Source organism: Ktedonobacteraceae bacterium (assembly GCA_035653615.1).
Classification (GTDB): Bacteria; Chloroflexota; Ktedonobacteria; order Ktedonobacterales; family Ktedonobacteraceae; genus DASRBN01.
Window position 1 is genome coordinate 1 of the sequence record DASRBN010000011.1, and the last position, 24179, is coordinate 24179.

24 protein-coding genes and 1 CRISPR repeat array are annotated in these 24179 nt (G+C 54.3%); of the genes, 14 read left to right on the top strand and 10 right to left on the bottom strand.

Annotation, left to right across the window (positions count from 1 at the left end):
- Window positions 1–174 precede the first annotated feature (174 nt).
- Window positions 175–430: direct repeats of the CRISPR family, unit length 32 nt; unit sequence GGCTAAATGGCTTGGGATGCCCGTTGGGGATT.
- Between the two features lie 111 nt (window positions 431–541).
- Window positions 542–1786, bottom strand: a complete 1245-nt coding sequence (locus VFA09_05865) for an IS110 family transposase (protein HZU66784.1) — start codon at window positions 1784–1786, stop codon at window positions 542–544.
- 646 nt (window positions 1787–2432) lie between these two features.
- Here VFA09_05865 and VFA09_05870 point away from each other — a divergent pair.
- Both VFA09_05870 and VFA09_05875 read left to right on the top strand, forming a co-directional pair.
- A complete protein-coding gene (locus VFA09_05870) occupies window positions 2433–2828 on the top strand; it encodes an ester cyclase (GenBank protein HZU66785.1) in 396 nt (131 codons plus the stop codon).
- Window positions 2829–3247: 419 nt separating this feature from the next.
- Window positions 3248–3688 carry a VOC family protein gene (locus VFA09_05875; GenBank protein HZU66786.1) on the top strand — a complete coding sequence of 147 codons (441 nt, stop codon included), beginning with the start codon at window positions 3248–3250 and terminating at the stop codon, window positions 3686–3688.
- Window positions 3689–3812: 124 nt separating this feature from the next.
- Here the strand turns inward: VFA09_05875 and VFA09_05880 are convergent, their stop codons facing one another.
- The gene (locus VFA09_05880; GenBank protein ID HZU66787.1) at window positions 3813–4673 is read right to left on the bottom strand and encodes a PHP domain-containing protein; all 861 of its coding nucleotides are present in this window, start codon (window positions 4671–4673) and stop codon (window positions 3813–3815) included.
- A 383-nt stretch (window positions 4674–5056) separates the two neighbouring features.
- Between VFA09_05880 and VFA09_05885 the strand changes: the two genes are divergently transcribed.
- From VFA09_05885 to VFA09_05895, 3 genes are all read left to right on the top strand, one after another.
- Complete coding sequence (locus tag VFA09_05885; protein HZU66788.1) at window positions 5057–5443, top strand: hypothetical protein; 387 nt, start codon at window positions 5057–5059, stop codon at window positions 5441–5443.
- 238 nt (window positions 5444–5681) lie between these two features.
- Window positions 5682–7022, top strand: a complete 1341-nt coding sequence (locus VFA09_05890) for a dihydrolipoamide acetyltransferase family protein (protein HZU66789.1) — start codon at window positions 5682–5684, stop codon at window positions 7020–7022.
- A gap of 21 nt (window positions 7023–7043) precedes the next feature.
- Entirely contained in the window at window positions 7044–8408 is a 1365-nt protein-coding gene (locus tag VFA09_05895) for an FAD-dependent oxidoreductase (protein HZU66790.1), read from the top strand.
- Between the two features lie 2 nt (window positions 8409–8410).
- Here the strand turns inward: VFA09_05895 and VFA09_05900 are convergent, their stop codons facing one another.
- Window positions 8411–8767, bottom strand: a complete 357-nt coding sequence (locus tag VFA09_05900) for a hypothetical protein (protein ID HZU66791.1) — start codon at window positions 8765–8767, stop codon at window positions 8411–8413.
- Window positions 8768–8978: 211 nt separating this feature from the next.
- Between VFA09_05900 and VFA09_05905 the strand changes: the two genes are divergently transcribed.
- The 3 genes from VFA09_05905 (at window position 8979) to VFA09_05915 (ending at window position 11119) form a co-directional block, all read left to right on the top strand.
- Window positions 8979–9536 (top strand): metalloregulator ArsR/SmtB family transcription factor, encoded by a 558-nt coding sequence (locus VFA09_05905; GenBank protein HZU66792.1) that lies wholly within the window; start codon window positions 8979–8981, stop codon window positions 9534–9536.
- Between the two features lie 24 nt (window positions 9537–9560).
- Window positions 9561–10145: a hypothetical protein gene (locus VFA09_05910; GenBank protein ID HZU66793.1), complete on the top strand. Its 585-nt coding sequence runs from the start codon at window positions 9561–9563 to the stop codon at window positions 10143–10145.
- A 122-nt stretch (window positions 10146–10267) separates the two neighbouring features.
- Window positions 10268–11119, top strand: a complete 852-nt coding sequence (locus VFA09_05915; GenBank protein ID HZU66794.1) for a sulfurtransferase — start codon at window positions 10268–10270, stop codon at window positions 11117–11119.
- 42 nt (window positions 11120–11161) lie between these two features.
- On the opposite strand, the gene VFA09_05920 is transcribed toward VFA09_05915, so the two are convergent.
- Complete coding sequence (locus VFA09_05920) at window positions 11162–12133, bottom strand: LysR family transcriptional regulator (protein HZU66795.1); 972 nt, start codon at window positions 12131–12133, stop codon at window positions 11162–11164.
- A 695-nt stretch (window positions 12134–12828) separates the two neighbouring features.
- Here VFA09_05920 and VFA09_05925 point away from each other — a divergent pair.
- The 5 genes from VFA09_05925 to VFA09_05945 all read left to right on the top strand — a co-directional run bounded on the left by VFA09_05925 (window position 12829) and on the right by VFA09_05945 (window position 16408).
- Entirely contained in the window at window positions 12829–13134 is a 306-nt protein-coding gene (locus VFA09_05925; GenBank protein HZU66796.1) for a Chromate resistance protein ChrB, read from the top strand.
- 70 nt (window positions 13135–13204) lie between these two features.
- Window positions 13205–14260: an ABC transporter substrate-binding protein gene (locus VFA09_05930; GenBank protein HZU66797.1), complete on the top strand. Its 1056-nt coding sequence runs from the start codon at window positions 13205–13207 to the stop codon at window positions 14258–14260.
- A 34-nt stretch (window positions 14261–14294) separates the two neighbouring features.
- On the top strand, window positions 14295–15161 hold the full coding sequence (locus VFA09_05935) for an ABC transporter ATP-binding protein (GenBank protein ID HZU66798.1): 867 nt from the start codon (window positions 14295–14297) through the stop codon (window positions 15159–15161).
- A complete protein-coding gene (locus VFA09_05940; protein HZU66799.1) occupies window positions 15145–15966 on the top strand; it encodes an ABC transporter permease in 822 nt (273 codons plus the stop codon). The genes VFA09_05935 and VFA09_05940 overlap by 17 nt, the downstream gene beginning before the upstream one ends.
- A gap of 106 nt (window positions 15967–16072) precedes the next feature.
- Window positions 16073–16408: a hypothetical protein gene (locus VFA09_05945; protein HZU66800.1), complete on the top strand. Its 336-nt coding sequence runs from the start codon at window positions 16073–16075 to the stop codon at window positions 16406–16408.
- A gap of 58 nt (window positions 16409–16466) precedes the next feature.
- On the opposite strand, the gene VFA09_05950 is transcribed toward VFA09_05945, so the two are convergent.
- The 6 genes from VFA09_05950 to VFA09_05975 form a co-directional block, all read right to left on the bottom strand.
- On the bottom strand, window positions 16467–16676 hold the full coding sequence (locus VFA09_05950; GenBank protein HZU66801.1) for a molybdopterin-binding protein: 210 nt from the start codon (window positions 16674–16676) through the stop codon (window positions 16467–16469).
- A 121-nt stretch (window positions 16677–16797) separates the two neighbouring features.
- Window positions 16798–17250 (bottom strand): type II toxin-antitoxin system VapC family toxin, encoded by a 453-nt coding sequence (locus tag VFA09_05955; protein HZU66802.1) that lies wholly within the window; start codon window positions 17248–17250, stop codon window positions 16798–16800.
- Entirely contained in the window at window positions 17247–17594 is a 348-nt protein-coding gene (locus VFA09_05960; protein HZU66803.1) for a hypothetical protein, read from the bottom strand. Before VFA09_05960 ends, VFA09_05955 begins: the two co-directional genes overlap by 4 nt.
- A gap of 190 nt (window positions 17595–17784) precedes the next feature.
- The gene (locus VFA09_05965; protein HZU66804.1) at window positions 17785–18759 is read right to left on the bottom strand and encodes a diacylglycerol kinase family protein; all 975 of its coding nucleotides are present in this window, start codon (window positions 18757–18759) and stop codon (window positions 17785–17787) included.
- Between the two features lie 23 nt (window positions 18760–18782).
- Window positions 18783–21443: an alanine racemase gene (gene alr, locus VFA09_05970; protein HZU66805.1), complete on the bottom strand. Its 2661-nt coding sequence runs from the start codon at window positions 21441–21443 to the stop codon at window positions 18783–18785.
- Window positions 21444–21620: 177 nt separating this feature from the next.
- Window positions 21621–23288: a hypothetical protein gene (locus tag VFA09_05975; protein ID HZU66806.1), complete on the bottom strand. Its 1668-nt coding sequence runs from the start codon at window positions 23286–23288 to the stop codon at window positions 21621–21623.
- Window positions 23289–23676: 388 nt separating this feature from the next.
- Here VFA09_05975 and VFA09_05980 point away from each other — a divergent pair, with 388 nt between their 5' ends.
- Entirely contained in the window at window positions 23677–24102 is a 426-nt protein-coding gene (locus tag VFA09_05980; GenBank protein ID HZU66807.1) for a hypothetical protein, read from the top strand.
- Window positions 24103–24179 lie beyond the last annotated feature (77 nt).

Here is a 24179-nt window from a genome sequence, read left to right on the forward strand (position 1 = left end):
GTCACATCCAGCTGAGAAACGCACGAGATGTGAGAGCATCCCGGGAAGAGGCCGTTGACGGAACCAGAAGCAGAGAGTACAATGAGCAACAGAGAGGCATCCCGGGACTCTTCCCGGGATTTTGCAAGTGCAACTGTAGTGTGGTCGCGGCGTATCAAACAATGGCAGGTGTTTCGGCTAAATGGCTTGGGATGCCCGTTGGGGATTGAAACGAACTCATCTTTAGCAACAACCCGCTCGGGTATGACCGGCTAAATGGCTTGGGATGCCCGTTGGGGATTGAAACGACACAAGTCGGAGCCTGCCCGCAGTGTGGCGCACCGGCTAAATGGCTTGGGATGCCCGTTGGGGATTGAAACGAACTTTTGCTCGTTCAATGGGAATGACAGCCGGAGTATGGCTAAATGGCTTGGGATGCCCGTTGGGGATTCCTGCGAAAAATGCCTGGAGGATGAGCAGAGAGGAAAAAAGGCAGCACAAAAGCACCCACAGCGAGGAGCTGGAGTGAACAAGGAGGCAGGCGAGCAGGTAAGTGACACGCTTAGGCAGGCACCTCCTGTTGTCGAGCCTGTAAGGTGACGGAGTAGCCGAGGGCTTCGAGCCGTTGAATGGCCCGGCTGCGCTGTTGTTGCTGATCGAGCGTCTCAAAGTAGGGGGAACCGAGATCGCGATAGGGCTTCTGCTCACGCAGCACATGATAGATGATCACCAGCAGGCTATGGGAGACCGCCACAATCGCCCGCGATTTGCCGATGCGACGGGCCAGTCGATGATACTGCGCCGAGAGATAATTGTCCTTCATATGCGAGATGACCCAGACGACTTCCGCTAAGGCCGCCCGCAGGCGTGGATTGCCCTTCGTAGCTTTGCCGCTGAGCCGTTTGCCGCCACTCTGCTTATTGCCCGGACACACGCCGGCCCAGGAGGCCAGATGCTTGGCCGAGGGGAAGCGAGTCATATCGACGCCAATTTCGCCCACGATGGTGGCCGCCGTGATGCGCTGGATGCCGGGGATACTCAGCAGCAACTGCATGGCCTGCTCATAAGGCAGCAAGCGACTCTCAATGGCCGCCAGCAGGGTTTGCATGCTCTGTTCGAGGAAGTCGATATGGGCCAGCAGTTGCTGCAGCAGGATGCGATGATGGGCATCGACCCGTCCATCCAGCGCCTCGCGCAATTGAGCGATCTTGCCGCGCAGGGAGCCACGCGCCAGGTCGGCAAGCGCTTCGGGATCACTGAGGCCCTCCAGCAGGCAGTCGAGCATGCGGCGACCACTTTTGCCCAGGATATCGGAAGCGACCGAAGCCAGCTTAATGTTGGCGGTCTCTAAGAGCTTGTGGAGCCGGTTGACTTCTTGCGAGCGCTCATAGACCAGGGTCTTGCGATAGCGCAACAGGTCGCGCAGATCGCGAATGGGCTGGGGAGGAATAAAGCTGGCTTTGAGCAGGCCGTGGCGCAGCAACTCGGCGATCCATTCACTATCTTTGGCATCGGTCTTGCGACCTGGAACGGCTTTCATGTGCTGAGCGTTGACCAGGATCACGATGAAGAGGCCTTCCAGCAGGTTAAAGACGGGCCGCCAATAGACACCGCTCGACTCCATAGCGACATGCGTGACGTGTTGGCTGCTGAGCCAGTCGCTTAAGGCCAGCAACCCGGCAGTGGTGGTGGCAAAGGTGCGCAGTTCTTTGTAAACCTGAGCGGTGTCCGAGGTCAGCATGAGGCAGGCCACCACCGTCTTCTTGTGGACATCCAGCCCGGCACAGCGTGGATAGAGTACCTGCATTGCGTTGGTCGTTCCTTTCTGCTATACTTCGATGGAGTTCAAGAGAAGAGAAGGCGACGAGCGGTGCGGCGGAACGGACAAGGTTCCTGCTCGTGCTCACGGGTAGTCCCGTGGCGACACTCGGGTCTACTGGATGCACCGGGATCAGCTTGAAACACGGACTTGGGTGTACCAATCCCGATCGATCTCGCCTCGTCGCTTTCTTCGTTTGTTAGTATATACCTTTTTTCATGCTCGGGTCTGACGCGCCGCGTCATTGCGCTTGAAACCCCGGCCTGCTGATCCCTGGCACCGGCGTCACCTGGGGCTAAATGGCTTGGGATGCCCGTTGGGGATTGAAACCTTCGGTGGTTCTGGCCCCTCGCGGGGTCGTTCGTTGGCTAAATGGCTTGGGATGCCCGTTGGGCCTGCGAATTGCGCAACGAGGTTGTTGAAGAGCTAATCGCTGAGTGAGCGGGAGCAAGCTGCCCACAGCGAGATGTTGCCCTCAAGAGAGGCGGCAGTCACAGAGAGGGATCGAGCCAAAAGAAAGATATTCCACCCATTCTGGTACTCGCGTGGAGCGGCATCTTCTCTTGTCCTGACAAGGTGTGCGATGATATGATCAGCTTAGGAGTACGTAGAAAGAAAGCACGGGGAGAAACGTATGCTAAATGCTCCACATGCAAATAAGGTGAACATACAAAAGATCGTCGAAATGTTTAATACGGGCGATCTTTCTGAGGTCGGCTCCCTCTTCTCTCCTGACTATGTGGACCATCAGAGGCCACCCTGGCTCGATGTCAGTGGGTCCGAGGAATTCAAACAGATTGTTCTGAGTGCCAGAAAGTCCTTACCCAACCTCCGTGTCACGATTGAAGATGTCATTGTAGAAAGTGATCGAGTGGTTGTACGCCTCCGGTGGCGGAGCACTCATCCAGAGGGCAAAAAGATTGAGCGAGAAACGATAGATATCCTGCGGTTTGCTCAGGGGAAAGCGGTTGAGCATTGGGGAGCAGAAGCATGGACCAAGGAAACGGCTGGAAACGATCAGACTTCATGAGTATCCCTCCTTGTGGAGCAAAGAACTGCTCAGGACAGGAAAGGATGTCGCTCCACGCGAGTACCAGAATGGGTGGACCCTCCTCTGAGTCAGTGTGGGATCAGGGAAAAGCGGACAAAGAAGGCACGTGGAGACACTCGCAGAGGCACACCTTTCCGAGGAGGGGGCCCGGTATGCTGCTCGAAGCAGGGTTAGGCTGATGCCAGACCAGGCGAGGCAGCAAAGGCTTCTGGGACGCCGAACAAGTTAATCGTCACCCGACCAGCAATGGGAGGACAGGCATTGCGAGCCAGCCGCTCTTGCCACGAAAGACGATAGGGAAGGCGGTCAATCTGAGTGGGTTCTCGCTAGCATGGGTAAGCCCCGCGTCCTGGTCTCCGTTCGTTGACAGGACGAACGATGCAGTATAGAATGGACACATGGCGCTTAAACGAATGGACAACGTCGGTATCGTGGTGGAATCCCTCGATGCCGCTATCTCTTTTTTCGCTGAGCTCGGCTTCGAGCTCGAAGGGCGAGCCATGGTAGAAGGCGAGTGGGCAGGGCGCGTCACCGGACTGGGCGACCAGCGCGTGGAGGTCGCTATGATGCGCACGCCAGACGGCCACAGCCGGCTCGAGCTCTCGCGATTTATCACGCCTCCCGTGATCGCCGATCACCGGAACGCTCCGGTGAACGCTCTGGGCTACCTGCGCGTCATGTTTGCCGTCGACGACATCGACGATACGCTCGTCCGGCTCCGCAAGCACGGCGCAGAGCTGGTCAGCAGCGAAGTAGTCCAGTACCAGGACGTGTACCGGCTCTGCTACATCCGCGGACCGGAAGGACTGCTCATCGGACTGGCCCAGGAACTCGGCTGAGTCGCCGCCCTTTCACGTAGATCGCGGCTGGTCCAACCGGGGCCATGGGCGTAAAATGTGAGGTTTCATCCTTACAGTGCGGGAGCTTGCGCCCAGATCTGTACCGCGACAGCCGGGAAGTCTTCTACCTGATCCGAATCCCCAGGCGTTCCAGCAGCTTCTGGCTCAACCCGGCTCGATATTTGATGGGTTTCTTCTCTGGACCATGGGAGTCTGAACCGGAACTCGTCAGTAACTGATGGGCCTGAGCATATTCCCGATACATAATCACCTGCTCCGGTGTGTGGGCAGGATAATAGACCTCGAAACCATCAATGGGAACCTCCTGCCGGAGCTCGTCAAGCAGGCGAGCATCGAAGCTGGTATAGCCATCGCCCCGGCCAGGATGGGCGATGAGACAAACCGCGCCGCTCCGGTGAACTGCGTCGCAGACCTCGGCCAGATCTTTGGTGACCCACAAGAAACCGGCGTCCGTGATGAGCTGGCCAGCCGAGGTTTCGCCTGTGCCGTAGCCCAGCTTTTTTAAGAGGGCCACCAGCGAGTGTGGCTGTTGCGCGCTCGGTTGGGCCAGGATCGCATCCAGTTCGCGCGGGTCTGGGAAGGAGATACCAGTTTTGCGAAGGTTTTCACAGACCTCCCGAGTGTTCTCGCGCTGGCGGTGCGCGATATCCTGCGCCAACTCCTGCAACGCGTTCTGGTGCGGATCGAAACCGTAGCAGAGAACATCGTTCGGCTCGCCTCTCCACGAGGCGCTTATTTCCACAGCAGTCAAGAGGGGAAACTGCTTCTCCGCCGCAAGCTGTAGCAGTTCCGCGGCGGTATCGGGACGATCATGATCGGTAATCGCAGCCAGAGCAAACTGTTCACTTATCAGGTAGTCGATGAGTTGCGCGGGCGTCCAGGTGCCATCGCTGTAAATGGTATGGAGTTGGAGGTCAATCGCAGCATCAGCCGCCAGGACAAAAGGGAAAGTGAATGGTTTCATGCGAATCCTTTCAAAGTTAGCCAGGTAATGCAGTTATCTGAAGATCTCTGTTTATACATCGAATATGGATATATCATTGAGGGATACCTTAGCCCTTGCCGGGATAGTCTGTCAAGAGGTACACATCAACCTCTGCGTCTGTTCTCTTCCAGAAGCGTGACGAGGCCATTCCTTATCGTTCTTCGACCTCGTCGGGCAGGTGAGGGTTAAATGGCCTGGGATGCCCGTTGGGGATTGAAACATATGAGGTAGAAGCGAGCGGTTCCAGTACCCAGGTCAATGCGCAGCTCTCATGGGTGAATACAGTGGATTTGGTCCTGCCAGTATAATGAATATTGATGAGTAGCATTGAAGCGTTTTGATACATGTGGTAGGGAGGCATTATGCTACAGAAAGTTTCGTATTTTCTCCAGGCCCTCTTTCGCGGTGAACAATCCACCCGGTTCTCATCTACCGATCAGGCTGCGCAGCAGGTCATGCAGGCACGAGATACGGGCAAGCAAGACCTATCTTCCGTGCTGAAAAGGGAACCCATTGAAAGAGATACGCTGCCTGTGATGCCTGCACTCGTCCGGGAGCGCACTACGGAGCCATATCCATCGCTGGTGCAAAAGAAGAATCCGGCACTGCGTTATCGAAACCTTGATGCGATGCTGGAAGAACTCAAACGCGAACGCTTGCACAATATGGATACGCAGCTTATCCCGCATGTAGCGTATAAGCCCGTGCGTCACTTACAACGCATCAGCAACAGGCAGGAAGAATCTTAAGAAGCAGGCGCTTGCTTTTGTGCCAGGATGATCAAACAAAGTGGCTTATCAGCGTGAGTGCGTCGCAATTCTTCTGGGAGATAACCTTCCGGTCTTGAACACTGACGTCTTGAAATTCTGCCTCGTTCATATACACTCCATTCACTAAGATGCCCGGCAATGATAGAATATAGCAGGATCATCTCGCATCGTAAAGAGGCGCCGGTTGCCTGAAACTACGCAGAGGAAAAGATAGTACATGAACAACGCACAAACATCAAGTATTTCCAGCACGATTTCCGAATTCAAACTGCCGGATCTCGGCGAGGGTATGCATGAGGCCGAAATCGTTGAATGGCTCATCCAGCCGGGTGATATGCTGAAGCAGGATCAGACGATGGTGAAAGTAGAGACCGATAAGGCGATTGTCGAAATCCCCTCACCGGTGGCAGGGCGTGTTTCTGAGATTCGCGTCCCGAATGGCCAGGTTGCGAAAGTGGGCGAGGTGTTAATTACTTTTGAAACGCCTTCTCCGGCAAAGACTACCGGTCCGACCGCTACTGAAAGCAATGGGGCCACGGCTACGGCTCCAGCTTCTGTTTCTGGAGAACCGGCAGCGGCACAACAAACGCCTGCATCCAGGCAGCGTGTCCTGGCCGCGCCCGCCGTGCGCAAACTGGCGTTTGAACTCGGCATCGACCTCGCTCAGGTGCCGGCCTCCGCGCCCAATGGACGTGTCACCATCGAGGATGTGCGTGCTTTTGCTGAACGCGGTAGAATCGCATCTACACATCCCGCTTCCTCTGCACCACCGACAGAACTGCAGCCGGCACAGTTACCTTCTCAAGCGGGGCAGCCGGTACAACCATCCGCGCAGGAGAAGTTCCAGCCAGCTACTGTCGAGGAGCGCCAGCCGTTGACGGGCCTGCGCAAACGCATCGCCGAACATATGGAACGCGCGTGGCGTAGCATTCCGCACGCCTCAGCATTCGACGAGGTGGATGGCGGGGCGCTCAAAGCCCTGCGCCAATCACTGACGCCCACGGCAGAAAAGCGCGGCGTTCGCCTGACTTATCTACCCCTGCTCATCAAGCTCTTGATCCCTGTACTCAAAGAGTTTCCGATCTTCAATGCGAGCTTTGATGAGGAGCGACGCGAGATCATCTATAAACGCGCGTACCACATCGGTATCGCCACTGCTTCCCCCGAAGGATTGCTTGTGCCCGTGATGCGCAATGCGGATCGCCTCACGCTGCTGGAGGTTGCTCGCACGCTCGAACACCTGGTAGAGGGGGCGCGCGCGCGCACGCTCTCGCTGTCGGAGCTTAGCGGCGGCACATTTACACTGAACAACGTGGGTAGTTTCGGCGGCAGCAGCGGTACACCGATCATCAATTCACCCGAAGCGGCTATCCTGGCGGTAGGCAAATTGCAGGATAAGGCGATGGTGCAGGACGGCGCTGTGGTAGTACGCCCAATGCTGCCCCTGACGCTCTCGTTTGACCACCGCCTGATCGATGGGGCGATGGCAGGAGCATTCCTGGCGCGTTTCAAAGAGCTGGTAGAAAATCCGCAGCAGTTGATGCTAGATATGGTCTAAAACACTGGAAGGGAAATACTCATGGTTGTTGGAGATGTTACCACAGCAGTCAATGTCCTGGTTCTCGGCGCGGGTCCGGGTGGCTACGTCGCGGCAATACGCGCTGCCCAGCTGGGACACCACGTCACATTGATCGACCAGGGTCCGGCTGGGGGTACCTGTTTGCTGCGTGGCTGCATCCCACTCAAGGCGCTGCTCTCGTCCAGCGAGCGGTACGAGCAGGCCCGCTCGGACGACCTCGCCGCTATGGGCATTCATGCCGAAACCGTCTCTTTCGACTGGACCAGCATGCAGGCATGGAAACAGGGCATCGTCGATCGCCTGGCTGAGGGTGTGCGTCGTTTAGTCTCCGGCAACCATATCGACTATGTACAGGGCATTGGCTGGTTCATCAACAACCGGGAAGTACGCGTCGAGGGAGAATATGGCTCCCATCGCTTCAAATTCGAGCATTGTGTTCTCGCGGTCGGAGCCGATCCGGCCCGGATTGGCGATTACTCTTTTGACGGGAAGCAGATTTTGACACCTGAACAGGCGCTGGCATTGCCAGAATTGCCCGCGTCGCTCAGCATTCTCGGCCATGATTACATCGCCCTGGAACTCGCTACCCTCTTCGCAAGACTGGGAGTCAGTGTTAAACTCTACTCGCCTGGCGAGCAAATACTCGCGAACGCTGATCCGGCGGCCTTACGACTCGTTCAAGCAGGATTGCGCAAACTGGGAGTACAGGCAACGACAAAGGCAACTATCGAGGCCATCGATGATCGCCCGATTGTGATTTCGCAGGGCGTTTCCCCGCATACCGCGGGCCTGCACCTGGATGCTGCCGGAATTGAAACGACGGTCAATGGCGGCATCTCTGTCAACTCCATGCAGCAAAGTAATATTCCTTCTATTTACGCCGTTGGAGACTGTACGGGGGGGCAGGCGCTAGCAACGATTGCCATCAAACAGGGAAAAGTGGCCGCTGAAGTGCTCTCCGGCCAGCGCGTGCAATTTGCCCCGCTTGTGACGCCGCTTGTTGTTCACACGACACCCGAATTTGCTACTGCCGGTTTTTCGGCGAGTGAAGCAACCGGCACCGGTTATACTATCGTCAGCGGTCGTTTTCCACTGGCCGCCAATGGCCGCGCTCTGACGCTTGGCACTGATAATGGGGCCGCGTTCGTCGTGGCAAACGCGGACGATGGCGCCTTACTGGGCGTGACCCTGGTTGGGCCGCGCGCTGGTGACCTGATCGGACAGGCGGCGCTTGCCATCGAGATGGGCGCGACGCTGACCGACCTCAGCGAAATTCTCTATGCTCATCCCGGCTTGAGCGAGGCATTGGAAGAGAGCGCCGAGAATGCCCTGGGAAAAGCGATACATATTCTATCAAAGTCGTAACGCTATTCTTCACCCGTTTTAGCCGCCAGAATAATGTTCTCAATGTCCTGGACGGATAGAGGCTCGATATCAACACGATCTCCCTCGATGGTAAACAGGAGAATCTGCTTCTGACCTGCCGGGCTGCTCTCGTCGTGCAAGAAGTTATAAAGGGTCTGCGCTACCTGCCGGGTGGCCTGCGCAGCCCGCTCTCCGCTGTGCTTTATGCCGATGGCCACCAGGGCAGGAGCCGTGGCATCCCTTGGCTCAATCAGCTCTACCCCCACATCGTGTATCTGCTTCAACTGGTGTTCCAGGATTTTGAGATGCCCCTCTGTATCTGAAAAGAATTCAATCGTAATCGTTGCCATTACATCCATAATTTTCCTACTCTTTCTTTTTCAAACCAGGACTCCAGCCAGGACAGGGACGAACCGCTGTCCCTACAGGAGCTTTCAAGCCCCGGACGTATCTTACCTGATGAATCACAGGGATGCAATAGCCCTGTGCGCTTGACTTTTCCAAAGCAATTAGATATACTTCTATGTAGATATAAATCTAATTAGATGTAGATAAAAAAGGATGGAGAACATGCCGCAAGAAGACTTTGAAGCGCTGCTGCAATTTTTCAAAGTGCTGGCCGATGAAACACGACTCAAATTGTTGGGCATTCTGGCGACACGCGAGCACAGCGTAGAAGAACTGGCCGCCCTGCTGCAATTGAAAGCGCCGACCGTGTCACATCACCTGGCCCGGTTGAAAGAACTGAATCTGGTAGGCATGCGTACCGAGGGCAACATTCATATCTACCGGCTCAATGCCGAAGCGTTGCGCGATACGAGCAAGGGGTTGCTCTCCTCAGAGAAAATGGCCTCGCTGGTCGATAATGTCGAGGGTGATGCCTTTGAGCGCAAGGTACTTAAAGACTTCTTTGAAGGAACACGCCTGAAGGAGATACCGGCCAGTCGCAAGAAACGCTCGGTGATTCTGAAATGGCTGGCTCAACAGTTTGAGCCGGGAGTGCGCTACTCCGAAGCGCAGGTGAACGAAATACTCCAGCGCTATCACCCTGACTCGGCCACGCTGCGACGCGAGATGATCGGAGAACACCTGCTACAGCGTGAGCAGGGTTCCTACTGGCGTCTCTAAACCGTACATGAGCAACAGGGGGGTATGTATGAAAACGAACCTTCTCATCAATCGCAACTTCGCGCTGCTCTGGTTTGGGCAGGCCATCTCTTCGGCGCTGCCTTTGGTGCGGGGGTTATCTCCGCTTCCTTCGCGCTGGTGCTGCTAGCCCATCGCCTGGGAGAGGCGCGCGTACTCGCATTTTCATTGATTGCCTGGGGCCTTTTCATGGTCATATTCTCGCGCCTGACGAGCTTTATTCCCGGTCTGATCATGTTCTTCATGCTCGGCGCATCGAATGCGGGGATTAATGTGACCGTGGGGCCGCTTTTGCTACACACGACTCCCCGGCAGTTTGTCGGGCGCATCTCATCGGTAATGACGCCAAGCATTACCCTGGCATCGATGGCTTCAGCAGCTGGCGCGGGTTACCTGGTCAGCACTACCCTGCGCGGTTTGCGTATCTCGCTGCTCCATCTGACATTCGGGCCGCTGGATATGGTGTTTACGGTAACGGGTATACTTGTGATAGGCGCAGGCATGTATGCCATGCTCGCGTTGCGTGGCGTCGCTTTATCGAAGAAAGCGCAATCAGAAATGCGTACTACCGCAGAGGTTGTCAAAATTTAACCATTTTTTGCTTGAAGAAACGTTGGAAATATGGTATTGTTGACAAAGTAAAGCAGAGTTGTCAAGTATCATTCCACTTGACGCAGATACACCTATTTTATTGTTTTATGGAAGGAGTTGTCATGGCTGAAGACAAGGGGTACGCCCATCCAGAGGCCCTGGTAGATGCCGACTGGGTAGAGGCGCATTTACACGATCCAAATGTTCGTTTGATTGAGGTTGATGTTGATACGGCAGCCTATGATCAGGGACACATTCCAGGAGCCGTGGGGTTCAACTGGAAGAAAGAATTGCAAGATCAGGTGGTGCGCGCTCCGCTGAGCAAGGAACACCTGGAAGAGCTTCTGGGACGCGCCGGGGTCAGCAATGATACCACCATCGTCCTGTATGGCGACAACAATAACTGGTTCGCGGCCTGGGCGTTCTGGATTCTGAAGTATTACGGCCACAACGATGTGCGCCTGCTAGACGGTGGCCGCGTTAAATGGCTGGCCGACAAACGCGAAATCACGACCGAGGTTCCAAGCTATCCACCCACAACCTATCATGCATCGGAACCCAGGACTGATATTCGTGCCTTGCGCGACCAGGTTCTCGCTGAGATTGGCAAGAGTAATGTTGCGCTGGTTGATGTACGTTCCCCCGGCGAGTATAGCGGCGAGTTGCTGGCGCCGGCCAACCTGCCGCAGGAGGGCGCGCAGCGCGGTGGTCACATTCCGGGCGCGGCCAATATTCCGTGGGGCACGGCAGTACGCGAGGATGGAACATTCAAATCGGCGGATGAGTTGCGCCAAATTTACGGGAGTAAAGGCGTGACCCCCGATAAAGAAGTCATTGCCTATTGCCGCATTGGTGAGCGCAGCAGCCATACGTGGTTCGCGCTGCACTACCTGCTGGGCTATCCTCATGTGAAGAACTACGACGGTTCCTGGACCGAATGGGGCAGCCTCATCGGTGTTCCTATTGAAAAATAGCAAAATTTGAGGCTGAGCAAGCATATAAAACGACCGGTAAGCTCAAGATTTGCCGGTCGTTCTGTATGCTTGTTCAGCCTCATCATCCTTAGCTATCTCCGTAGCCTGCTGGAGTTCAGGTATTTCCTTGTCTGGGGGCTTCAGAAGAGCGCAGAAAGCCTGGGCCGCGCGTGAAAGCTGCTTATCGATACGTCGTATCAGGCTCAGCTGGGGATGCAGTTCCAATCCGTTGATCGGAACGTGTACAAGGTCACCGGAGGCCAGCTCTCGCTGCACTGTGAGCCTGGACAGGATTGCTGCTCCTACACCACTCATTACCATCTGCTTAATAGCCTCATTATCGGGAATGGTCAATAGCGGACTAACCTGCACACCATGCTGGAGCAAGGCATGTTCGATTACCTCGCGAATGCCGCTTCCCTGCTCGCGCAACACCAGTTCTTCACTACGTAATGCTTCCGGTTTCAAGGCAGGCAATCGACTCCAGCGGTGTTGCGGCGCTACCACCATCACCAGTTCATCGTAGGCGAATATATCGACCTTCAAGCCTTCCGGCAGGGTCGCAGGATCGCTCTCGACCAATCCAAAATCCAGGTTCCAGTTCAATATCTGTTCGACGATTTCGTGCGAATTCAGGATATTGATGTGCAGAGCCACCTGGGGATAACGAGCGCGAAAACGCGCCACGATGGGAGGCAACAGGTATACTCCGGTCGTGGTATTGGCTGCGAGCGTAATCTCGCCGCTCTCTATATCCTTCAAGGCAGCAAGCGCCTCTTCCATCTCGCGCTCTAACGCGAACATACGGCGGGCGTATCTATGCAGCAAATGCCCGGCATGCGTCAGGACAATGCGCCTGCCATGCCGCTCAATCAGTTCAAGTCCGACTTCGTGTTCCAGGCTCTGAATAATCTTCGTGACAGCCGGCTGGCTCAGAATCAGCTCTTCAGACGCTCTTGTGATATGTTCGTGCTCGGCTACCGTCATGAAGACACGTAAATGGTAGAGATTCATAGCATTATTCCTCTCAACTCGTTGCTTATTCCTCTTCTATTATGCATACCTGGCCCCATGAAAGCAATGGATTTCATACAAATCATGCCATTTTCTTATGGGATTATAACCTCCAGTAATGAAATACATAAACCTTAAGAATGATAAGTGACTTCATCCATATCAATGTTGTTATAACACAAAAGAATATAACAAATAACTTGAAGGAATAGCATTTTTATGTTATTGTTTACTTAACGAAGCTGAGGTTTCAAAGTGATGACCTGTTGACGAGTCATCCTTATTTCAAATCCGGTGTCCTTTCCTGCAAAGGAGGCAGGTGAGCCAGGGGCCGTAGTAGAAAAAAACATTCCCGTCCTCTCCTAACGAGGTATTTCCTATGAGAGATCCCCCCATCTCCATAGGAAATGCCTCCACCTTGAGAGATGGACAAAAACACAATGATGTAACTATAGTTACATCATATCTTGCTTTTTGCGTCGTGAAGATTGATCTGCTTAATAAATCTGCCCATTAGTGGCCCTTTTTCAGGGCAACTCCCTTGACAACTTTTTAAATGTTGGGTATACTTCAGCAAGTGAAAGTAACTATAGTTACATACAAGCGAGGGGAATTCATAGGGACGGCAGAAATTCTGATGAGTTCCTCGAAAAGCAAGAAAGCTGAAGTAGCCTGAAGCTGCGGAGGTGCTTTTCTTGAACACCTGGTTGTTGTTCCTCTACAAGGTGCCGCACGAGCCAAGTTCTCGTCGTGTCTTCGTCTGGAGGAAGTTAAAACGCTTAGGAGCTGTATTGCTGCATGATTCCGCCTGGGCTTTGCCAATGTCGCCTGCTGTCCTGGAACAATTCCAGGTCTTAGCAGTGGAGATCGCCGAAATCGGTGGCGAATCTCTCCTGCTGGAGGCGCAACTGGTACCTGGCGAAAAGAGCCAGACGCTGGCTCAGGTATTGCTGACCCGGGCGGAATCGCTTCGCGAGCAGGAACCTTTAGAAGTGCAGTGATGAAGGCTGCCGGGGTTACTGTTTCAACCATCTCGTCGATAGGGATTAAGAAGAAAAGGAGAACTAGTTTATGAAGCGTTATTTGCAAGTTATCGGGCTTTTTATCATGCTTGCCCTGGCGCTTGCCGGCTGTGGCTCTCAGGGTACCAGTAGTAACGGCAACAGTAGTAGCGGGCCGGTAACGTTGAACCTGGCCTATTACCCCAACATCACCCACGCTGTCGCCTTAGTAGGCGTAGCGCGCGGCACATTCCAGCAAGAGCTGGGATCAAACGTCAAGTTGTCATCCAAGATTTTTAACGCCGGTCCTGCCGAGATCGAGGCGCTTTTCGCGGGTGATATCGATATCGGCTATGTCGGACCAAGCCCGGCGGTGAACGGCTTTGTGCAGAGCCATGGCCAGGCGCTGCGCATCATCGCGGGAGCCGCGAGCGGTGGAGCTTCGCTCATTGTACGGCCCGCCGCGAATATTCATACCGCGAAGGACCTGAGCGGTAAGAAGATCGCTGATCCTCAGCTCGGCGGCACGCAGGACGTATCGTTGCGCTACTACCTCAAGGAAAATGGATTGACTCCACAGGATAAGGGCGGAACTGTACAGATCGTCCCAACAGATAACTCTACAACCCTGACCCTCTTCAAAGAAGGCAAGATCGACGCTGCCTGGGTACCAGAGCCTTATGCTACACGACTCGTGGTAGAAGACGGTGGGTCACGCTTTATCGATGAGCGCACGCTATGGCCGGGTGGAGTATTCAGCACAACCGAAGTCATTGTGCGTACCGCATTCCTCAACGCGCATCCTGACATTGTCAACAAGTTCCTGCAAGCCCATGTTGACACTATCCAGTACATCCAGAGCAATCCAACAGAGGCGGCGACCTACATCAACAACGAACTGATCAAGATCGCGGGTAAGGGCCTGAAGAGCGCTGAAATCACTCAGGCTCTGAGCTATCTGACCATCACATATGACCCACTGAGCAGTTCGGTGTCGACACAGGCGGATAGGGCTTATGCGCTGGGATTCCTGAAGAGCAACCCTGATCTGACCGGCATCTATTACCTGGGGCCGCTCAACCAGGTGCTCACATCCAAGGGATTGGCGGCAGTCTCAGGATCATAGGTACTCAGGCCAGATCACGAGAGAGGACGATACCATGTTTTTCCAATCAACGATCAGTGCAAGCAACGCGAAGAACGCTGAACATGCTGCCAGCAATGGCCAGCAAACGCCCGGGGGCATTCCGTTAAGGATCGAGGGCGTGACCAAGTTCTTCGCGGGACGCAGCGGCTTAGTCGAGGCGCTGCGTCCGGTAGATATTGACGTGGCAGCCGGCGAGTTCATCTGCTTGCTTGGACCCAGCGGCTGTGGCAAGTCAACATTGCTCAGCATTATCGCCGGCCTTGAGCCGGCAAGTAGTGGCAGTATCTGGGCCGATGGACGCAAAGTCAGCGGCCCGGGTACGGACCGCGTGCTGTTGTTCCAGGAGGCGGCGCTGTTCCCATGGCTGGACGTACAGCGAAATGTCGAGTTTGGCCTGCGCCAGGCCGGTATGAGTAAAAAAGAGCGCACCGCGTTAGCCAGGCATTTTATTGAACTGGTGCATTTGAAAGGCTTCGAGCGCAGCTACGTGCATCAACTTTCTGGCGGCATGCGCCAGCGCGTTGCCATCGCCAGGGCGCTGGCGATCGATCCTGCGATACTGCTTATGGACGAGCCCTTCGGAGCATTGGATGCCCTAACCCGCGACCGTTTGCATACCGAGCTAGAGTCGATCTGGGCAGCAACACGCAAGACGGTTTTGTTCGTCACCCATAATGTGCGTGAGGCGGTGGCGCTTGGCGACCGCGTGCTGGTCTTCTCACCACGCCCGGGACGTATTGTACGCGAGTTCCGTGTCGATTTACCACGCCCGCGCAAATTGGAGGATCATTCCTTAGTAGATATGACAAGGGAAATTATGGCCGTCCTGAGTCAAGAGCTAAGCACAGACGAGGAGGATGAGCATGCCGAAAGCAATTAGCGCCGTCACGGTCGTACAGAACCAGCGCGTAAAGCAGATCGCTCAGAGCCCCTGGTTACGGCGCATCATCTTCTATATTCTCCTGCTGCTGCTGTGGGACGCCATCTGCGCAGCCGGTATCTGGCCGGATTACCTGTTTCCGACACCACTCGAAGTATGGAACGCGCTGGTCAACGGTTTTATAGGTGGAGGCCTCTATCTCCAGGCATCTCTGGTGAGCCTGGAGCGCCTGGCAATCGGTTATGGCATCTCGCTGGTTATCGGATTAGTGCTGGGTCTGTTGATAGGGCGCATTCGCCTGGTTGAAGAGACGCTTGGCTCGGTGATATTAGGCCTGCAGGCCTTGCCCAGCGTGTGCTGGTTGCCGCTGGCAATCCTGTGGTTCGGCCTGACCGAACAGGCCATCATCTTCGTCGTAATCATGGGCGCGCTCTTCTCGATCACGCTCGGAGTCGATGCCGGGGTCAAGAACACATCACCTATCTACCTCAAGGCAGCTCGTAACCTGGGATCGCGTGGAATAGGTCTCTATACTCAGGTGGTGATGCCTGCGGCCATGCCTGCGATCTTGAACGGGCTGAAGCAGGGCTGGACTTTCGCATGGCGCTCGCTCATGGCCGGTGAATTGCTTTTCTTCACACTGAGCCTGGGGAATCTGCTGGAAACCGGGCGCGACCTCAACGATGCATCGCAGGTCATGTCGGTGATGGTCGTGATCATTGTAATTGGCGTTGCCATCGATAGCCTGGTTTTCGGTCCCTTAGAGCGCCGCGTGCGCGATCGCTGGGGACTTAATCGAAGGTAAGGAAAATCGAATGATGTAATCTGCAACTCTATGCTATCCTGCCCGTATGATTACATAGCACTATGGAACAGGTCTTAAGCAGGCAAAACGTGAGGAGCAGAACAGCATGTCACAACAAATGAACTACGAAGAGGGCAGGAGTGAGAAGGAAGCCCCACCTTTCAATAACTACCAGTCCGGCTATTCACAGGACCCTTTCATGGGATCGTATGGGCATAAAATTTCGGCACCGGAAGATACTTCCAGGGTCGCAAGCGTAGGCCAGCGCCTGACCCTGGCAATCGTTTCTATAGTGATGCTGGTGCCTCTTAGCGGTATCATCATTGGCATCACAGGTTCGCAAGATAACGTTTTCACGCTGATTGGCGGCCTGGTCGCGCTTGGCTTAATTTGCCTGACGATCATGGTTGTCAATATCGCTTTCAGTTGGAGAGGAAAGTAAGCAGAGCAATAAAGATGGCCAGGGCACATCCTGGCCATCTTTATTGCTCTGCTTACTTTTATTCTTTCCCTATCATCACCTCTGTTGACTTGATGATTGCGACAACCTGGTCGCCAGCTTTCAGACCCAGTTCCTCAACCGAGCCGAGCGTGATGGCGGAGACCACTTCCTGACCATCCGGCAGCGAAACGACTACCTCGGCCATCACAGCACCTTTCTTCACCTCTTTGACCGTACCCTTTAGCTGGTTGCGCGCGCTCATTTTCATAGCAAGCTCCTTTCAATCGGCAAAATATGACTTTGTGACGTTTTTCAATCGGGCAGGTAATCAAACGAATCTGCTCCTTAGTAATATACGGCATCTAACCGGCCTCAGGTACAAAGAAAGATCAATGGAGCATGCTTTTATAATCGGCTAGCCGCCGTACCCAGGGGAGTTTACCGCCGATTGCGTTCCAGAGTCGGGTGTCTGCGGTCCAGTAGTCGCACTGCTCGCGTTCCGCTAAGGCAAGATAATGTGGATCGTATGCGGCTGGAAGAGAATAAAGATGGGCTAATTCAATTGCTCTCTTGCCTAGATTTAAGAAATCATCAAGGTTAAGCTCAAGTTCAATAAGTAGAACATCTTCTAACCCTTTCTTCGCTCTTTCGGCTGAAAGTTCACCTTTACGGACACGCTGATATAATACGTTAGCAACCTCATACGCGAGTAGAGCAGGAGCCCGTATCTCTGTTCCTTCATCAATCCACTTGAAGAGTAAGGCCAGTGCTAAACTGGAATCAGGTTCATCCAACACCCATTTGATAGCAATACTTGTATCAACAACTACTTTTTTTCTCATAACTCACCTAAGTACCTGGAGCGCTCTTCGCGCATCTCTCGAATAAGTTCGGTAGAATCACTAAATGGCTCTCCCTGGCGCTCTTGTCTGATCTCCTCTCTTATTTGTAAGAGCCGTTCAAGTAATTTACGGCGATCAGGGCGAGGCCTCTCTTCCTCATTCACCTCTACTTCGGGAACAGCCTGCTCCAGAATATCTTCGACATATGCACGGATAGAAAGATCCTTCTGCGCTGCCGCAATCTTGATGCGGCGGCGTAACTCAGGGCTAATATCGATCATCAGGCGAGGACGCTTGCTCTGATGCCTGCTTTGATCATCATTATTCTGCTGCTGCATTGCCATAATTTCACCTCTGTTCTTTAAAAGAAGCTACATGAGCATCTGCAAGATGAAATACCTCTCGATGCTACCCATATCCAATATCTGATGAGGTAATTATATATCATTGGTGACAAGTCGTCAAGACATATTTCTATATTTATGACACAATCTATAGTAAGTTACTTTTCTCGCTTGATGCGATGCCAGGTAGTCAGGAGTTATCGTTCTGTGAAAATACGTCAGCAGGCACTTTCTGTGGCACGATAACCTTTAAGCTCGCAGGAAGAATGCTGAAAGTAGCGGGGGTATAACCGGCGGCTTCGCCATCGACCTGAATGGCGACCGGCTGTGGCGTTTCTATCGCAATAGAGGTGAAGGTTTCGTAATGAACCCAGTGACGGCGATGTTCGCGGCGCAGGATGAAGTCCCACAGCACTACCAGGCGACCAAACGGCCCGCGCCTGCGCACGATGCATAAATCGAGCAAGCCATCGTCGCACTTCGCCTGCCAGGTAAACTTGAACGCGCCCGCGTAGAGCTGGGTATTGCCGACAAAAACCTGCAAGGCGCGCATGTTCACAGTTTTTCCATTCTTGTGAAGAGTAACGGGGAAGCTTTGATAGCCGGGGCCTAACCAGGTAGCGGCGAGGAAATAACCAAAAATGCCCAGGCGTTTGAGCGGCTTTTTTTCGACGGCCTGCGTGATTGTGCCATCGAGACCGATGCCGACCATCATCAGAAAATAGCGCCCGTTGACGCAGCCGAGGTCAATACAGCGCGTCTGCCCATGCAGCAGCACGTCGCGCGCGCCTGCATCATAAAAAGGAATGCCCATTTCGCGCGCCCACACATTGACGGTGCCCGTAGGGATGACGCCCAGCGCGGTTTCGCTTCCGGCCAGGGCCTGGATGATTTCGTTGATGGTGCCGTCGCCACCCACTGCGATTACCACGTCGGCTTTCTGTTCTACGGCAGTGCGAGCCAGTTGCTCCGCATCACCGGCTCTTTGCGTGTAACAGAGCTCGACCCTCCAGCCCTGATTGCGTAAAAATGAGGCGGTCTCATGCAAGCGATGCGTATGATGCACAAAGACACCCGATCCCGAATTGGGATTGGCGATCATGACGGCAAAACAATGCGATGCGCCCGAAGCGTGCGAAATATCCCCGGTTGTATCTGTCAGCATATTACTTCTCCGGCTCTACAAGATCAATCTACGCGCGGCACGCGTGCCAGGATTTCCGAGACGACTTCATAATTAATTGTACCCAATCGCTGCGCCACCTGCTCGGCGGTAAGAGTCGCCTGTCCCTGTCGTCCGATCAAGACTACCTCGTCACCTACACGCGCCTGCGGAATGTGCGAGACATCGACGATGCACTGGTCCATGCAGACCCGACCCAGCAGCGGCGCTTCCTGCCCGTGAATCAGCACGGAACCCCAGTTGGCCGGAGCGCGGCGAAATCCGTCGGCGTAGCCAACCGGCAGTATCGCCACCGTTGTAGGCCGTTCCGTCGTAAAGGTACAGCCGTAACTGATGCATTCCCCTGCCGGTATGAGCTTGACCTGGCCCACCTGCGTTTTGAACGAAAGCGCGGGCCGAAAGCCTTCCGGCAGGCGCACCTCCGTCGATGGGTCCAGACCATACAGCGCGATACCGGGCCGCACCATATCGAAATGCGCCTCAGGCAAACTCAAGATCGCCGCGCTGTTGGCGGCATGAATCAGAGGCGGGCGGATGCCTTTTCTCTCCAATACTTCCAATACGCGCCGGAACCGATTCAGTTGCAGGCGCGCATGAGCTAAATTGGCACTATCGGCCATCGCGAAATGGGTAAAGATACCTTCCAGAACAAGCCCGGGCAAACGTTCAACCTCCTGGGCCAGTTGTAATACGTTTTCGGGTTCCTCGGCACGTATACCCAATCGCCCCATACCGCTATCGACCTTGATGTGGACATTGACGGATTTTTTCAGGGCCTGAGCAGCACGCGAGAGCGCCTGGGCCGCTTCCACCGAATACAGTGTGATCGACAATCCCAGGCGCACAGCCTCGCGCATTTGCCAGTGAGGGACATAGCCAAAAACAAGCATGGGCGCATTGATGCCGGCTTCGCGCAAAGGCGCGGCCTCGCTTACCGTCGCCACCCCGATCATGGTGGCACCATTGTGCAAAACTGTACGCGCCACCTTCAGCGCTCCATGCCCGTAGGCATCGGCTTTCAAACTGGCAAGAATACCGACTCGCGGCCCGACCAGCGCCTGAATGCGCCGCGTATTATTCGCGATGGCGCTCAGGTCGATTTCTACCCAGGTAGGCCGCTCGGGGCGCATAACCACAATTTGCTTCCAACCCGGCATCTGGCGCACCAGCTGTTCGGGCGCCTGTTCAGGTTGCGCCATAAGCATTTCTGTTACTCGCTCCATGCGCGTTTCCTCGGAACCTTTGATGAGGACGGTGGATGCGTAGGATAGGAGTTCCGGGTTGGCGGAAGGAACGGATTGGGCCGGTAAATCGGCGGTGTGTACGATCAATCGGCCCCCATGGGATTCTGCGATGAAATGCCGCGCTACTTTTACAGCGTCTTCGTGGGTTGAGGTGATGATGATGCGCTCTGGCGAGAGACCGGCCTGCTGCGCGGCTTCGGAAACAGTTGTCGCCCACTCTCCGCGCAAAATCAGGTAGTCGACGCACGAGGCGGTTTTCTGCCCGGCCTGGCGATGGGCCTCCTCTTCATAGTCGCCCAGGCGTAACATATCGCCAAGCACGGCAATACGGCGACCCGAAGGAAGCGTTCGTAGTGTTTCCAGCCCGACAAGCACCGACGCGGGTGTAGCATTGTGCGTATCGTCGAGCAGCATCGAACCCTGTATGCCGGGGACAGGATTGAGTCTCCCCGGCAGTGGATATACATTCGCCAGGGCATGAGCTATGTCATCCTGATTCAAGCCACAATAGCTGCCGACAGTAGAAGCAGCAAGCATAGTGGAGATATGATGCGCGCCCAGCAGGTGCGAAGAGAGATGGACAGGTTCATCAAAACGGATGCCCTGCCACGTCACTTTCACGTTTTGTGCCGCCAACGGCATAAAAGGTATGATGGGAGCAACAATAAACCTCGCGAGCGAATCTACCATGGAGCCTGAGATGATATCGCGGATGCGCGCATCATCGATGTTGACGATAGCCACACCTTCCTCTGGAAGGTGGGTAAGGAGGGAAACCAGTTCGGCGGCCAATCGATCAACGCTGCCAAAATACTGGAGCTGCGCAGGGCTGATATTGGTCAGGACACCAATCTGGGGCCGCGCAATGCGACACAGGTCTTGAATCTCACCCGGATGATCGCAACTCATCTCCAATACCGCGTACTCGTGGCGCTCTTCAAGACGGCCAAGCGAGAGCGGCAATCCCAGCAGGTCATTGTAGTTTTGCCAGCTGCGAAATGTGGCAAAGCTACCGGCCAGGACAGTAGCTATAGCTTCCTTTGTGCTGGTCTTGCCAGTGCTGCCGGTTACGGCGATAACCGTCGGATGCCAGCGCTCCAGAATGAAGCGAGCATATTGTTGTAAGGCGATGCGTGTGTCTTCTACGACGACGACAGCAATGCCTGCCTGTTGTATCGCCAATTGCGCTTCCTCAGAGAGCGCGTTCATATAGCGAGCCTCTAGCAGCAGGCCCGCCGCTCCTCGCTTCACAGCATCGCCCAGGTAATCATGGCCATCGCGGCGTTCGCCGCGCACGGCTACAAAGAGTTCGCCAGGGATCAGTTGCCTGGTATCGTGGTTAAAAGCATCGAAGTGTTGCTGTTTTCCTGCAAAGCGCAGCACTCCCTGTGTCGCGTCGAGCAGGTGATCAAGGAATATCATTATGGCTCCAACTAGCAGGCTATCACGCGATTTCTCTAGCAGTAGCGGTACTTCCCACTGCTCTCTCTACTAAAAAACGAGGAGGGCCAGTGATCTGTTACATCAGAGGCCCTCCTCGTTTTTAGCGAAAGGAGCAACTCAAGAAGGAGGAGGCTAGAAATTAACCTGTCTGCAAAGTTATGCCTGTATCTCCATGACGCGAGTTCCCCAGTTCGTATGTGTATATCCCGGCCCTGGAATATACTCGGTTGCCATCCAGATGGTCTTGCCATTGTTCGATGGATCAATGACGGCCGCCGAATAGTCGCCCCAGCGGCACAGGCCACCTAATTTGGGTAAGCAGGCGTATTCACGCACGCGGTAAACTCCGGCAGCGGCTACCTGCACGGCTCCAAAACCGGTCTTACCTGACGGCATGACGGTATAGACCGCGCTGGGATATACCTGCGCTGCTGACAGGCTCATGGTCATGACTACTGTGCCATCGGGACTCGCCTGAATTGCCGGATACATCAGATAGGTGCCCAGCATGTCTACATATCCCTGGTTCGTTACGTTAGCACCGCCGATGACATTCCCTTTCAAATGGGGCTGGATTTCAAACCACGCTGCCGCCGAGCGAATCTGCGTATCACCCGGAATCGTGATGGCCGTGGTCAAAGAGGACCATAATTGCCCATTGATGAACTGCACCTGCTGCATGCGATCATCATCGGTATTGAGCAGTTCATTATGCGGGCTTTGCGCGCTCGGTGGCAGTCCGTAGGTTTCCGAAGTAATCACCACGCTGCTGAGATCTGGCACGCCACCTTTCCCTACCTTATCGCGGCCGGTCATGGCCCAGACACCGATGCGATTATCGAATGTTCCATTGGGGTCAAGCGAGTTCAAGAAGTATTCGGCGTTGACATCGCCATGATTGATGGCGGGCTGTACCGAAGCCGCAATAGTACCACCGATATTCAGGTTGCCGAAATGCACATAATTGACCTTCGTATTGTGTACCAGAGCCGCTTTATCGAGCGCGTAAATCTGCGCGCCGTTGAACTGCGGCCCAAGGATCGAGAACTCGTTGGTGCTGACATAGAAATTGAACTGGTCAAGTCCAAAGAGCGGCTGATCACCAAAGCAAGGACAACCAGGATCGCGATTGTCGGTCGTATCGATTTTATAGACCACCGCCGACTTGAGCGGATTGTCATTCGTACTGACCTCGATATCAAAATGCGAATGCTTGTTATTCGGGTCGATGGTGAGAATAGTGCTGAACCAGGCTTGCGTCGTAGGATCAAAATAGCAGCGCGGATCGCTGGTGAACTCGGATGGCGACTCGCCGAAGAAGCTATTCATACTGATCAGCCCGGAAGCGAGCGTACCATTGCGGTGGTAAAGCGCGAAAACGGAATTCACTTCTTCCAGCACGTAATCGCCATTGACGCAGAGGCCCTGGTCGGGGGGTTCAACAGTGCTGCCGTTCACGTTGAAGCTGTCAACTCCACTCAGTCCATTGAAATTCTGCAACAACGAGTGCCCATTCCCTGACGGTGATGCCGGCGCTTCCGGCAGGCCATTCGCGCTACCTGTGCTACCTTTACGGGTAGGGCGATTGACCTTGATCGCAGAGAAATCGGAATGAGAAGACGCGGAAGAGCCTTTCGAGCTAGTTAAGTCCGCCCGGATTACCGCGCTCACCGCTCCCTGGCTGACCGAGTACGGATTGCCAGCAGCATGAGCCAGGGTCGATGGACCATGGAAAAAACCCGTCACCGCAAATCCGCCGGCGACAGCCAGGATAGTGACGAGCGAAAGGATAATGCTCATCTTTGAGCGAGAAGTAATGCGCATGCGACCATCTCACTTTCGAAAATAATTTCAATCTCACATGAGAAGCCAGGTCCAATAGCCAACAGCGTTTATCGGGTATCAGATACAATTATGGAAGAAAGCGCTCAGATACGAAAGGGTAAAGTGGTTAAGAAGCGGTTAAGGGCTGGTTGCAATTTTGTACAAAACGAAGCAAATGAACGCTACTCGTTTTTTAAGAGAGCAAAAAAGCCTTCCAGGATGAAAATAACTTATATATACATTTACACAAGAATTAAAAATGTAAAATGCTTGATTAGACAAGCAAAAAGGGGATGATTTTTGGCGATTTTTGTCGTATAATATATCCATGAGGTTCGATCTGCAACCTCGTAGGGGGAAATATTTCTTCAAGGAGGAAGGAAGAAACATGCTCCAAAAACGATTCCTGCTTACCGTCGTCCTTAGTACGCTGCTGGCTATGCTCTCCATGGGTTTTATGACGCTCACCGCGAGCGCGCAGGCTGTAGCATCTCCGGCACATAGTGTCACGTTCAAAGTCGGCACCACGCCGCTATCCGGCACGCCGAATTCGAACATCAAGGATAACAAGAAAGGGAAACCGGTCTTCAAGCCGAAGAAGCTCTCCTGCACCCAGGTTCAGGGTCAGGCCTGCAACACCATCACCAACGAGTCCAATGAAAATGTAGACATTTACCTGAATGGCAGCTACTTCTTCAGCCAGACACCAGGTCAGGTCAACTACATCTACTACGGTGGAGCTGGAACCTACGTTTACACCATACCCAACCAGAATCCCAAGACCAAACTGACGGTAACCGTCACGATGGGTTAATCGCGGCGACCTTCCAACAGGGCCGAGAAAAATCAACAGCGCTTGATAGGGTGAATCTATCAAGCGCTGTTCCTTTT